We start from the raw sequence: 12,589 nt of genomic DNA, 5'->3' as shown, positions 1-12,589 counted from the left end.
CGCCCGACCGGAGCGCTTCGGGAGGGCGGGCCGCCGTCCGTACCGGGTCAGAACCGGTACGGCTTGTTGCGCCGGCGCAGGTACCAGGCCGTCCCGAAGAGGCCGGCCCCGACCAGCGTGCCGCCGGCCACCAGCGTGACGGTCCCGTAGTCCGTGGCGCTTCCGCCGGAACCGCCCATGACGCCGCGGGACGGCGACGCCGACGGGGACGGGGACGGGGACCTCGTGGTCGTGGGGGAGGGGGTCGGGGAGACGACGACGGACTGGGTGCCCGCGGTCGTGCCGTCCGAGCAGATGACGATGACGGTGTACGTCCCCGCGCTGACGCTCGACCAGGCGGCGGACTGACTGGTGTCGGTCCCCGACAGGGTCACCTGGCGCCCCTGGGCGAAGCTGCCCTGGCTGCTGGTGAGCAGTGAGGCCGTGCCCCAGCTTCCGTTGATCTGGGTGCACGCGCTGGTCGTGACCGACACCGTGTTACCCGTGGTGCTCACGGAGATGCCCGGCCCCGCCGCAGCGGGCGTCGCGGCCAGGGCGAGGGGCAGAGCGGCGGCTGCCACGGTCAGGCCGGAGCGGAGAACTGGCGATGAGTTGCGCATGTGGACTGCCCTCCGGCGGCACGGTTGGCGGTACATCCCTAGCGCCGCCGAGGGTCGGGAAACGCCCGTGCTGCCTCAGGGGTCAGCCAAAGCTCCCGGGGCCCGGGCCGCACGCCGGGTTCGGCCGGGCAGGTGACATTCGTCCGCGCGCCCGGCCCACGCGGGTACGACATCGCCGTAGGCCCGGCATCGCCGCCGTGGTGTGCGCGTCGCCGCCGCACTCTCGGCCCGACCGCCCTGGTCTCCGCGTCACCGCCGCGCGCCCGTCGTCACCGTCCGCTCCGCCGAGAAACCGCCCCAGGTGCCGTCCGGCAGCATCGCCCGGATGCGGACTCGGTGCGTGACACCGGCGGCCTGCCCCACGTAGAAGCTGTGCGTCGCCCGGTCGCGCGGGGCGCTCCCGCCGTACACGAGGGACGTGGCCGGGCGGCCGTCCAGCTGGATCTGGTACTCGGTGATCTCGCCGTCCAGACGGGGCGGCACCCAGCTCAGGTCGACGTGGTACGCCCCGTCCTCGCGGTGGCTCGTCGCCCGGAAGCCGGTGGGGGCCGTGGCGCGGCCGTCGTCCGTGCCCGGGGTGGTGAGACGGACGGTGGCACTGGCGGGGGAGACGTTGCCGGCCGCGTCCCTGGCCCGGACCGTGAACGCGTAGGACGTGCCGGGCCGCAGCCCCGTGACCACGGCGGCCGTCTGGCCTCCGCTGACGCTGTGGATCTTCGCTGCTCCCTGGTGGATGTCGTACGACACCACGTCCCGGTCGTCCGTCGAGGCGGACCAGGACAGCTGGACCGCCCGGCTTCCGGCCGCCCGTCCGTCGGGCGCCGAGGGGCGGGTGGGCGCCGAGTGGTCGTCCGCCACGGCCGCGGGTGTCCGCGCCCGGACCTGACGGCTGGGCGGCCCGAGCCGCCCGTCGGCGTCCCGCGCCCGTACGGTGAAGACGTACGGCGTGGACGGCCGGAGGCTGGTGACGTCCACCATGTGCTTCGAACCCGGCACTTCCTCGACCTTCGTGGTGCCCCGATACACCTCGTAGACATCGGCCCGCGCGGTCATGTTCCACATGACGTGCACGCTCGTCGCGCTGCCCGCCTCAGCGGTGACGCCCGTCGGCGCCCCGGGCACACCGCCGACGTCCTCTTCCTCCGCTCCGGCCCAGCCGCAGGCGGCGACCAGCGTGAGGACCCCGCAGAGCGCGACCCGCCGGAGGAGAAGGACGGGAGCGGAGAACGGGACGAGAACGCGTCGCACGACACTGCCTCCCGGTTCGGCACTCGGGAATGGTCCGGACCAATATGACGCGACTGACGCGACCACATCAAGAGGGCGGGGTGGAGGGTGACAAGGCGGGCCGAGGCGGCCGCGCGTCACCCCCGCCGTTCGTGACCACTCGGGAGGGTTATGTACGCTGAAGTTCCTCACGGCCGAACACCTGGCGGACACCAGGGAGTTCGGGCCTGTCGCGCGGACCGCTGTCGTCGCAGATCCCGTGCCGGCGCGGGTGGCCGGGCGGCCCGAGTCCCACACGGACTCAGGTCCCCGGCCCCTGTCGGTGGTTGGGGGAGTGCGCCGTACGGCCCTCCGAGGGTGACCGGATCAACAGCCCGGGGGAACAGATGCGGCTGAGTGCCCGTCAGGTTCCCTCAGGAGAGGCCCACCCATCGTGCGTGTCCAGTCGCTCACACTGGCCGCGGCCAGCGCCGCCCTGCTCGTCCCGACGACACCGCTCGCCATGCCGGCCCAGCCGCGCACCCAGCCGGTGGTGTGGCGCGGGGACCCCGTCACCGCCGCCGACCTGCTGGCCAGGGCGCGGGACTGCGCTCCCGTCTCCCGTGGCCGGTACCGCAAGGACTACGGCGCCTCCGCGAAGATCCCGGTCTGCGGTACCCGCGACGCCGTCTTCTGGAAGGCGGACATGGACATCGACTGCGACGGCCGCCCCGGACCCCGCTGCAACCGCCGCACGGACCCGTACTTCGCCGCCAGCACGGCCTACTCCCAGTCCGACGGCCGCCCCTTGAGCGCCGAACATCTCCCCTTCATCGTCGTGCCCGCCCCGAGCCGCATCTGGGACTACCGGGACCACGGAGTGGGCGGCGGTTCGGTCGTGGCCGTCGTCTACCGCGACCGGGTGCAGTACGCGGTCGTCGGCGACACCGGCCCACAGGGCGTCATCGGAGAAGCGTCCTACGCGACGGCCGAGGCCCTCGGTATCCGCCCCCACCCGCTCCGGGGCGGCGCGGCCTCGGGCGTCACCTACATCGTCTTCAAGGACACCCGGGTGTCGCCCATCGAGGACCACGCGGCGGCCGTGACGACGGGAGAGCGGGTGGCGAGGCGATTCGTCGACGGGAGCTGAATGATTGACGGCGCGTCAGCCGTCGTTCGCCGTGGCCGGGCACGCCGTCGTCCGGCGTGCCCGGGTCCGGTCTCACACCTTCCGGTACGTGTACGCCTCCGCGGCGGCCGACTCCACCGCCGCCAGATCCGCCCCGGTGCCGGCCGTGACGACAGCGGCCACGGCACCCTCCACGAACGGGGCGTCCACCAGCCGCGTCCGCTCCGGGAGTTCGTCGCCCTCCGCGAGCAGCGCCTTCACGGTGAGCACCGCGCTGCCCAGGTCGGTGAGGACGGCGACGCCCGCACCGCGATCGACGGACGCGGCCGCCGCGGCGATCAGTTCGGCGCTGGTGCCGAGCCCGCCGCCCTCGGTGCCGCCCGCCGGAGCCACGGGCACCGCCGGGCCGCCGCCCGCGAGCCCCTTCGCCAGCGCGGCGACCGACGCGGCCACCTCCGCGCTGTGCGACACCAGCACGATTCCCACCAGCCGCTCGTCACTCATCGGCGGCCTCCGCGAGCGCGGCGACGAGGAGCGCCGACGACGTGGCACCGGGGTCCTGGTGCCCGATGCTGCGCTCACCCAGATAGCTCGCCCGGCCCTTGCGCGCCTGCAGGGGCGTCGTCGCCACCGCGCCCTCCTCCGCGGCGGCCCGCGCCGCCGCGAACGAGTCACCGAGCGCGTCCACCGCGGGCACCAGCGCGTCGATCATGGTCTTGTCGCCCGGGGCGGCACCACCGAGCGTCATGACCGCGTCCACCCCGGTCCGCAGCGCCTCGGCCAGCTGCTCCGCACTGACCTCGGCGGCATCCCCGAGCGCCTTGCCGGTACGGCGCAGCAGCGTGCCGTAGAGCGGCCCCGAGGCACCGCCGACCGTCGAGATGAGCTGGCGTCCGGCCAGCGTCAGCACCCCGCCGGGCGTGCCGGGGGCCTCCTTCTCCAGGGCGGCCGCCACGGCCGTGAACCCGCGCTGGAGGTTGCTGCCGTGGTCGGCGTCCCCGATCGGGGAGTCGAGGGCGGTGAGCCGTTCCGCCTCACGGTCGACGGACGCGGCGGTCGCCGTCATCCAACGGCGGAAGAAATCGGCGTCGAGCACTGGATCTCCTTGCCTGGTAGTACGGGGTGATCCTTTATGGGGTGTTCCTTTACCCCCTGCCCGTCACACGCCCCAGCGCAGACCCGCCGTCTTCACCGGCGCGTCCCACAGCCGCAGCATCTCCTCGTCGACCTGGCAGAGGGTGAGCGAGGCGCCCGCCATGTCGAGGGAGGTGACGTAGTTGCCCACGAGGACACGGGCCACGGGGACGCCGCGCTGGGCGAGCACCCGGTGCACCTCGGCGTTGAAGCCGTACAGCTCCAGCAGCGGAGTGGCGCCCATGCCGTTGACCAGGACCAGCACGGGATTGCGTGGCTGGAGGTCCTCCACCACGGCCTCGACGGCGGCCTCGGCGATCTCGCCGGAGGTCATCATCGCCCGCCGCTCCCGGCCGGGCTCGCCGTGGATGCCGATGCCCAACTCCAGCTCACCGGTCGGCAGATCGAAGGTGGGGCTGCCCTTGGCCGGCGTGCTGCAGGCGCTCAGCGCGATACCGAAGCTGCGGGAGTTCTCGTTGACCTGCCGGGCGATGGCCTCCACCCGCTCCAGCGGCATGCCCTCGTCGGCGGCGGCACCGGCGATCTTCTCCACGAACAGGGTCGCGCCGGTGCCACGCCGACCGGCCGTGTAGAGACTGTCGGTCACCGCCACGTCATCGTTGACCAGCACCTTCGCGACCTGGATGCCCTCGTCCTCGGCCAGCTCGGCGGCCATGTCGAAGTTGAGCACGTCGCCGGTGTAGTTCTTCACGATGAACAGCACCCCGGCCCCGCTGTCCACGGCGGCGGCCGCGCGCAGCATCTGGTCGGGCACCGGGGAGGTGAACACCTCGCCCGGACAGGCCGCCGACAGCATGCCGGGACCCACGAAACCACCGTGCAACGGCTCGTGCCCCGAGCCTCCGCCGGAGACCAGCCCCACTTTTCCGGCCACGGGAGCGTCCCGTCGTACGATCACCCGGTTCTCCACGTCCACGGTCAGCTCCGGGTGGGCAGCCGCCAGGCCGCGCAGCGCGTCCGCGACCACGGTCTCCGGGACGTTGATCAGCATCTTCACGGGAACCTCCTAGACAAACTAGTAGATGAGCCCTTGAACTCCAGCTTCGCAGGCCAGATCGCGTTTGACCAGTTGTCGATCTTGGCGACCCGCGGCCCTCCGTACCGCGTTGTGGCGGTACTGACGCTGACCCGATGCTGACCTTGATGACGGGTCGCCAGGTCCGGGTGGCCGTCGTGTGCGAGCGGGCTGGTGATCCTCTCGTCGGCAGTATCGACCTTGCGGAAGCGAACGTCATGCTGCTGGTGCGCGTGGCGTTGCTGCTGAACGCGATCAAGTCCACGGCGAAGGGCGGCATCGGTAAGCTGCGGCTGCGCAGCCGGGGCCAGGTGCCGTACTACGAGCCGTGACCGGCGCTGCAGCGGGAGACGTGGCGCCTGACATCCGGGCCGCCCTGCTGGCCACCGTCCGCACCGGGATGCACCACAAGATCCTCAAGACCGCTGGGAATGGTCAAGCACCAGGGCACCCAGACCGTGCTGTGGGCGGAATCCCAGTTCGAAGAGGCGGCGGCGTGTTCAACCCAGCAGGAGTCGAGCTTGCGGAACCCGGGAGGAGTTCGCGCGCCCTGGGCAAAGGCGGGGGGTGCGGTGTCAAGGAGCGGGACGGAAGGGGCGAGGGTGAGCAGACTTGGGCGTACCTCCGTAGTCGGCCAGCTGGCGGATCGCTCCCCTGCAGAACGTCGTACCTCACGTGATGCTTCCGGACCTCAAGACGTCGCTGCCGCGGCAGATGCACCGCACAGAGCGGTGGTGAACCACGTGAGACGGGAGCGAGTGCTGGTGATGCAGGCCATTCGTTGATCGTCGTTAGGAGTTGTCTGTCCCGCTCTGACGAAGAGATCCGGGAGGCGTTCGGACGCCGCTGCCGGCTGACCGGCAGGTTCGCCCTGCCTACGATCGGCGCATGAGCGCGTGGAATCAGAGCTTGGATGCTGCGGGGATACGGGAGGCGGAGCTCCGGCGGGACTACAGCGCCCAGCGGGAGTCAGTCGCGCGTTTCAGACGTGCCTCATACCTTGCGGCCCGTCTGCTGTTGCCGAAAGCGGTGCTGCCCCATGTGGTGGCGGCGACGGCAGTGATGCATCACGGGGACAACCTGCTGGACACCGGGCCGAAGCCACAGCGAGTCGCGGCGTGGGGGTCGTGGGAGCAGGAGGTGCGCAAGTCGCTGGACAGCGGGGTGAGCGACGATCCACTGATCCGTACGCTGCTGCACACCACGGCGGCGTACCCGCGGCTCCGGGAGGTGGCGGAGGGGTACTTGGCCACCGCCACTGCCGAGTTGGAGTTCGCCGGCTTCGCCACCGAGGCCGACTACCAGACGTATGTGGACGCCTACTCGCTGCCTGCGTTCATGCTGGTCGCGTCCTTGCTGGGGCCGGAGCGCGAAGACGGGGACTTCCGGGCCGGGTGCCGGATGTTCATCGACGGCAGTCAGCGGCTGGACTTCGTCAACGATCTCGCCGAGGACTTGGCGGAAGGGCGGCTGGGCATCCCGACGGAAACGCTGGCACGCTTCTCGGTGACGGAGAGGGACCTCGCGGAGGGGCGCCAATCGCCGGGCGTACGGGAGTTGTTGGAGTGCCAGATCGAAGCGGCGCGCACCTCGCTGTTGGCGGCCAAGGAACTGCCCGCACTGACCGCGAACCGCAACGGCGTCTTGTTGGAGGCCGTCGCCGAGATCGAGCTGCTCACTGCGGACGCGGCGCTCGCGCATGGCGCCCGGCTGTTGCGCGGGTCCGTATCACCGCCGCTGGCGGGCTCGCTTCGAGTGATGCTGGCCGCTCGTCGAAGGGCTCGCAGGCAGGGCTGAACCGTTGAAGGCATTGGTGGGCGCGACACCGCCGCGAACGAAGCCAGGCCGGCTCGCGCTTCAGAAACTCAACCGGCCGTACTCCTGCTGGCCCTGGTGGCAGCCCTGGCGTACGACTGGGGGTACGGAACCTCGTCCCGGGCGCATCGGGAAGGTCAGCTGGTTCGCTGTCCAGGCGAATCCGTGACCTGGTCAGCTATGGGCAACTTCCGGTCATTTTTGGCGCAGGTAATCACGTCACCTTGACAGGCCTTCACGCCTGCTACACAGATAATCCCAAGCTTGAGCACGGAAGTTGCCCACGTCGAGATCCGTGAGCCTCGACTGGCACGTTTGCGCCAGCCAACTCCGACACCAAGATGTGACTTGTCCTGTCCCGTTCATGTGCGCGTATGGTGATCGTCGCGACGGGCGGCTGCTGACCACTCCGCCCTCGCGTGTGTCAACCGGCGGCCGGGGGAACGGTGTCGCCACGGGGAGAGGTTGGTCGTCATGCCGCGATTCCGGCACTTCACGCATGCTGTTTCAGCCTGCTCCGCCCGTTGCTCCGGTCTCCGTACCGAGACGACGGCCTGATCTCACCACTCGCTTCCGCCTCTTCGGACGGTCGCCCCCGCCTGCCTTCCTTTGCGATGAAAGGGATGCTCTGTTGCGCCCGAGACCAGGGTTCTTCAGCTCCAGAACCAGTACCAGATCAAGAAAATCCGGTTTCCTCACTCCCGTCGTCACGTCCGTCGTGGCCGCCTCCGTGCTGAGCGGTCTGGCTGTCCAGCCGGACGTGCTCCAGTTGACCGCGGCGAAGGCCGCGGCGGCGAACGACTCGTACGACTGGAGCGAGGACACGGCTGCCGAGCAGTTGCGGCAGGACCAGTGCCTGATGGCCGATGTGCTGCGCCTGGGTGGGCCGTCGATGGCCACGACGGCGCAGGACGGCCTCAACCAGACTCCGGCGAAGCTGCGTGAGCTGGCCAACCGGGACAACTGGGAGAACACCCCGCTCTCCGCAGCGTACCAGAAGGACAAGGACGCGGCGAGCAAGGAGCTGAACGCCCTCAACGCGCTGCGGGACGGGTGGGGTAAGCCCCTTACCGGGCTGACCACTCCGGCCGGCTTCACCGAGACCGGCTTCCACTGGCCCCCGGGAACAGCCAATGACGGCAAGGACGACTTCTATGGCCAGACCGGCCTGACGAAGTGGACCGCGGAGCGGTTCTGGAAGGACGAGGGCGACTTCTACCAGGACTCCACCCCGAGGGCTGATGCGGCGACGGTCAAGGCGGTAAAGGACCTCGGTGCCCCGCTGTACGGCAAGGACCCGGATCCGGGTCTGCCCAGTGACGAGTGGAATCGTGCGCTCGCCGAGCGGGACGCCTTCAAGCACCTGTCCGAGTGGGACCTGGAGCCCACCGGTGCGGACAACGCCCGTCTCTTCCTCGCCTCCGGTGGCTTCCCCCGTACGGCCCCGCAGCCGGGCACGGCGGAGTACCGCATCGCGGTCGAGGACCTGAAGAGCCGGTTCTCGGCGTGCGCGTGGCGTGACCCGATCGACCCGAGCAAGGTGCTGGGCGACATCTCCTCCACCGCCGCCACCGAGTGGCAGCAGGAGGTCTCCTCGCAGGCCGCGCAGCGCAACCAGATCCTGGCCGCGAACAAGGACGCCACCACGGCGCTGGCTGCGGGCGCGAAGGCGCTGGGCGACATGCTGGGACACTCCTGGACGGCCGACCACCTCACGCGCTGGCAGGACTACTGGTCAGCGGGCGGCGTCGGATACGTCGGTGACGCTCCTGCGGTGATCGAGGTGCCGGGCGCGTCGGGCAAGTGCCTCGACATCCCGGGTGGTGCGAAGACCAACGGCTCGCCGGTACAGATCTACACCTGCAACGGCAAGGCGCAGCAGCAGTGGGAGGTCTACGGAGACGACAAGGGCCTGCACCTGCGGAACGTCAACTCCCTGAAGTGCCTGGATGTGTCGGGGACCAACGAGGCGAACGGCACGAAGATCCAGATCTGGACGTGCAACAGTTCACCGGCGCAGACGTGGGAGTACAACCTGCGCGCCGCCACGGCCCTGAAGAACACCGCCACGGACAAGTGCCTGGACCTGGCCAACTTCACGAACAGCACTGACGCGCGGCTGTGGACGTGCTCCGGCGGCACCTCGCAGAAGTACAGCATCAAGCCGTCCGGGCACACCGGGACGGTTCCGCCGAAGGCACAGTTCGACAAGGCCAAGGCCGGTGTCACGGCCGCTCAGGCGGCGGCGAAGAAGCAGCTCGCCGCGCTGAAGGCCCAGCTGGCGGCAGCGCAGAAGGCCGTCACCACTTCCGACACCGCCGAGAAGGCCGCCTACACGATCGCCGACAACGCGGGTGCTCCGCGGGGTCGTGGTCTGCTGGTGGGTCAGCAGAAGGCGCAGGTCACCAAGGGTGCGGCGGCTGCGCTGACGGCCATGGTGAAGGCCGGCGAGACCGCTGAGGCGGCCACCCGTGCCGCGGCCGCGGACAGTGAGACGATCACTCAGCGTGCGCTGGCCCAGGCCGCGCAGGCGAAGGCGGAGTTCCGTAAGAAGGCCGCGGAGGCGGCCGAGTGGCAGGCCAAGGCCGCAGCGGATGCGGCGAAGGTGCACCGCGACAACGCCAAGAAGGACAAGGAGACCGCTGAGGCCAAGCTCGCCGTCGCCTTGAAGGCGGAGGGTGACGCGAAGGCGGCTGCGGCTGACGCGCACGCCAAGCGGCTGGCCGCGGAAGCCGAAGAGAAGACCGCGAAGACGGAGAAGGAGACCGCCGAGGCCAAGCAGGCCGAGGCAGCCCGCCACAAGGAGAACGCCCAGGCGGAAGCGTCGAACGCGAAGGAGGCCAAGGAGAAGGCCGAGGCCGCCGAAAGCACCGCGGTCGAGAAGAAGAACGCCGCCGTCCAGGCCCGCGACAACGCCAAGGCCAAGCGGGACGATGCCTGGGACGCCGAGCACAAGGCCAACGCCGCCCGAGCCAAGGCCGCGGCCAAGGACGCGTACGCCCAGGCCCACGAGTCCGACAGCAACGCGCAGGAGTCCAGGGCGGCCGCCGACGCGGCGGACGGACACGCCGACGATGCCGAAGCCGCAGCGGGCAGGGCGCGTTCCGAGGCGGACGCCGCCACCCAGGCCGCAGCGGACGCCGACGCTGCCGCCACTCGTGCCGAGGCGGCCGCAAAGCGCGCCCGCGCCCACGCGGACGGTGCTCAGGCGGCGAAGCTGCGGGCGGATGCCGCGGTGAAGACCGCGACCGCCGCTGTGGCCGATGCCATCAAGGCCGCCGCGCACGCCGCCGCCGAGGCGAAGACGGCCGTCGAGCTGGCCGATGAGGCGGAACAGCACGCCAAGACCGCCAAGTCCCAGGCGGACGAGGCGAACAAGGAGGCCGCCAAGGCCGTGGTGGCCTCGGTCAAGGCAGCAGGCTTCGCCCACGTCACCGCCCAGGCCGCGGTGGACGCGGGCAAGGCGGCCGCGCAGGTCGCCAAGCCGGCCAACGACGCGATCCAGCTCGGCTCGCCCTACGTCACCACCGACTCGGCCGCCGGCCTGGTCGTCCTGACCGGGCAGGCGTCGAAGTCGATCGCCGAGCAGCAGAAGGCCGTCGCCGACGCCCACTCCAAGAACGCCCTGGAGGAAGCAGCAGCCGCCAAGGCCCTCGCCGAGCAGGCGAAGGGTGACGCCAAGGCCGCCTACCAGCACGCGGCCAACGCTGCAGGGCACGCGGCCGACGCACGCGGCTACGCCAAGGAAGCCCTCGGCTACGCCGCCGACGCCGCCCTGGCCGCGTCCAAGGCCAGCCAGTCACTGGCCCGCTCGATCGAATACCAGCGCCAGGCCACCGAGGACGCGGCCGCCGCCGACAAGGCAGCCGGCCGCGCCGAGGGCTACGCCAAGGACGCCCGCGACGCCGCCGACCAGGCCGCCCTCGACGCCGCGGCGGCCCGTGCCGCTGCCTCGGAGGCCGAGCAGGCCGCCAAGGAGGCCCGCACCGCAGCCGAACGCGCCGACGCCGCCGCGACCGAGGCCGAGGAAGCGGCCAAGGACGCCAAGAAGTACGCGGACTCGGCCCAGCAGGCGGCCGACCAGGCCGGCCGCGAGGACGCGAACAAGCAGGTGCAGGCGGGGGCGGGGACAGGAATCGGCGGCGTGTTCTCCGGGGAGGCGCGGACGGCCTGCAGGACCAACAGCTTCCCCGGCGGAACCGAAGTGGTCCTCGCCGACGGCAGCCGCAAGTCGATCCGGGAGGTGCGGTTCGGCGACCGGCTCCTGGCCACCGACCCGGGCACCGGAACCACCCGGGGAGAGGCGGTCACCCGCACGTTCTCCCACACCACCGAGGACCTGCTGGACATCACCCTGGCGGACGGGGGAAGCCTCACCAGTACACCGGGTCACCAGGTCTTCGTCGTCGGCCGCGGCTGGACTCTCGCCTCCGACCTGCGCACCGGCGACCGCCTGCGCACGCCGGACGGCACCCTTCGCACGGTCACCGCACTGCGCGACCGGGACGAAGCGACGCCCCGGACTGTGTACGACCTGACCGTGTCCGGCCTGCACACGTTCTACGCCGTGGCGGACGACACGCCGGTCCTGGTTCACAACTGCAACGACCTCATCGCCGACGAAGGCGAGTTCCCCGGCCAGGCCCACATCCTTGAGAAGCATGTGGACCAGAACCAGACCGAAGCGCTCGCGATGGCCCACGCCGACGGTGAGAAAGTCAGTGTGTTCATCGACCTGCAGACGGCACAGGCGGTCGTGGACTACGCGGTCGTCAACAAGGCAGGGGAGATCGCGACGTGGCTTCGTGGCTCGCAACAGCAGAAGAAGTTGACCGGTACGTTCGGAGCGAGAAACTCTCTCGGCTGGGTCGCCCATCCGGACGGAAGGACGGTCACCCAAGCCGGAAACCGGTACACCCTCATCCTGAAACGAGCCTCAGGTCATAAGAGTGGCTTCTATGTCTTCACCGGGTACCCAGGGTGACATGTGATGGAGCGACACACGGAGTTCATGTTCGGCGTCCCGTGGATCATGGAATTCTTCCACCAGGACTGGAAGCTCGACGCCTCGACACCGGCAGAAGCGGTGACCAACGAGTTCGTGGAGGAACTCGAGCCGGCAGCCGTGCTGTCGGTGCGGCGCGACGCCCTGCTCCTCCTCGACAATCTCACCTCCGCCCAGATCAAGGCGTTGTGGAAGGGGGGCGCGGAAGCGACGGAGTCCTTCTTCCCGCGCCATGTCGGGGAAGGCGACGAGTGGATGCGGCAGGTGATCGGGGTGTGCGATGCGTGGCTGTCCCGCCGCGCGGACACCCCGGTTCTCTCCGACGCCGACCGGTACGGGGGTGTGGAGCTGGCCGGTGACGTCCTCGCGGAAGTGCACGAGTTCAGAAGCGTCCTGGACACGGAGGTGACGGATGCACTGGCCGAGTGCGCCCGCAGCTGCACTCCCGATCTCGCCTTCAGGCTGCTCCTGCGAGCTCTGCCCAAGAAGAGTGCCTCGTTGTCCCCGGAGTACCTGTATCTGTCCGAGGAGCAGTACGCGAGGCTGGAGGCACTGGGGAACGCGTTCCACTACGGGGAGTACGTCGTGAGCGAGATCAAGTACCTCGTCGACACGTAGGCCGCCACCCGGCTCGCATCGCTCGGCCCGCGCCCTGCTACCAAGGG

The 12,589-nt window shown here is 70.4% G+C and carries 10 protein-coding genes; 5 read left to right on the top strand and 5 right to left on the bottom strand.

The genetic code is table 11. The features are described 5' to 3' along the window. Positions 1 to 47: 47 nt before the first annotated feature. Both ACWIF2_RS37925 and ACWIF2_RS37920 read right to left on the bottom strand, forming a co-directional pair. Positions 48 to 599: a hypothetical protein gene (locus ACWIF2_RS37925; protein ID WP_454365881.1), complete on the bottom strand. Its 552-nt coding sequence runs from the start codon at positions 597 to 599 to the stop codon at positions 48 to 50. 249 nt (positions 600 to 848) lie between these two features. Further along, positions 849 to 1,847, bottom strand: a complete 999-nt coding sequence (locus tag ACWIF2_RS37920) for a fibronectin type III domain-containing protein (RefSeq protein WP_454365879.1) — start codon at positions 1,845 to 1,847, stop codon at positions 849 to 851. Between the two features lie 412 nt (positions 1,848 to 2,259). On the opposite strand from ACWIF2_RS37920, the gene ACWIF2_RS37915 reads away from it, so the two are divergent. Next, complete coding sequence (locus ACWIF2_RS37915) at positions 2,260 to 2,955, top strand: glycoside hydrolase family 75 protein (protein ID WP_454365877.1); 696 nt, start codon at positions 2,260 to 2,262, stop codon at positions 2,953 to 2,955. A gap of 72 nt (positions 2,956 to 3,027) precedes the next feature. Here ACWIF2_RS37915 and ACWIF2_RS37910 read toward each other — a convergent pair whose 3' ends face one another. From ACWIF2_RS37910 to dhaK, 3 genes are all read right to left on the bottom strand, one after another. Next, on the bottom strand, positions 3,028 to 3,438 hold the full coding sequence (locus ACWIF2_RS37910) for a PTS-dependent dihydroxyacetone kinase phosphotransferase subunit DhaM (RefSeq protein WP_382488318.1): 411 nt from the start codon (positions 3,436 to 3,438) through the stop codon (positions 3,028 to 3,030). Beyond that, on the bottom strand, positions 3,431 to 4,030 hold the full coding sequence (gene dhaL / locus ACWIF2_RS37905; protein WP_454365875.1) for a dihydroxyacetone kinase subunit DhaL: 600 nt from the start codon (positions 4,028 to 4,030) through the stop codon (positions 3,431 to 3,433). The genes ACWIF2_RS37910 and dhaL overlap by 8 nt, the downstream gene beginning before the upstream one ends. A 63-nt stretch (positions 4,031 to 4,093) precedes the next feature. After that, a complete protein-coding gene (gene dhaK, locus ACWIF2_RS37900) occupies positions 4,094 to 5,086 on the bottom strand; it encodes a dihydroxyacetone kinase subunit DhaK (RefSeq protein WP_454365873.1) in 993 nt (330 codons plus the stop codon). 134 nt (positions 5,087 to 5,220) lie between these two features. Between dhaK and ACWIF2_RS37895 the strand changes: the two genes are divergently transcribed. The 4 genes from ACWIF2_RS37895 (at position 5,221) to ACWIF2_RS37880 (ending at position 12,542) form a co-directional block, all read left to right on the top strand. After that, positions 5,221 to 5,436, top strand: a complete 216-nt coding sequence (locus ACWIF2_RS37895; RefSeq protein WP_454365871.1) for a hypothetical protein — start codon at positions 5,221 to 5,223, stop codon at positions 5,434 to 5,436. 556 nt (positions 5,437 to 5,992) lie between these two features. Further along, positions 5,993 to 6,901: a squalene/phytoene synthase family protein gene (locus tag ACWIF2_RS37890; protein ID WP_454365869.1), complete on the top strand. Its 909-nt coding sequence runs from the start codon at positions 5,993 to 5,995 to the stop codon at positions 6,899 to 6,901. A 649-nt stretch (positions 6,902 to 7,550) separates the two neighbouring features. Further along, positions 7,551 to 11,903 (top strand): RICIN domain-containing protein, encoded by a 4,353-nt coding sequence (locus ACWIF2_RS37885; RefSeq protein WP_454365867.1) that lies wholly within the window; start codon positions 7,551 to 7,553, stop codon positions 11,901 to 11,903. A gap of 6 nt (positions 11,904 to 11,909) precedes the next feature. Next, positions 11,910 to 12,542 (top strand): hypothetical protein, encoded by a 633-nt coding sequence (locus ACWIF2_RS37880; protein ID WP_454365865.1) that lies wholly within the window; start codon positions 11,910 to 11,912, stop codon positions 12,540 to 12,542. Positions 12,543 to 12,589: the final 47 nt, after the last annotated feature.

The sequence above is a fragment of the Streptomyces sp. NPDC055506 genome, assembly GCF_053643595.1.
The sequence above is the reverse complement of the archived record's forward strand: the minus strand, read 5'-3'. Positions and strand labels throughout refer to the sequence as shown.

Coding starts and splice junctions, on each gene's coding strand:
- ACWIF2_RS37925 (WP_454365881.1), bottom strand. CDS start 599: ATGCGCAACTCATCGCCAGTTCTCCGCTCCGGCCTGACCGTGGCAGCC.
- ACWIF2_RS37910 (WP_382488318.1), bottom strand. CDS start 3,438: ATGAGTGACGAGCGGCTGGTGGGAATCGTGCTGGTGTCGCACAGCGCG.
- ACWIF2_RS37895 (WP_454365871.1), top strand. CDS start 5,221: ATGCTGACCTTGATGACGGGTCGCCAGGTCCGGGTGGCCGTCGTGTGC.
- ACWIF2_RS37890 (WP_454365869.1), top strand. CDS start 5,993: ATGAGCGCGTGGAATCAGAGCTTGGATGCTGCGGGGATACGGGAGGCG.
- ACWIF2_RS37880 (WP_454365865.1), top strand. CDS start 11,910: ATGGAGCGACACACGGAGTTCATGTTCGGCGTCCCGTGGATCATGGAA.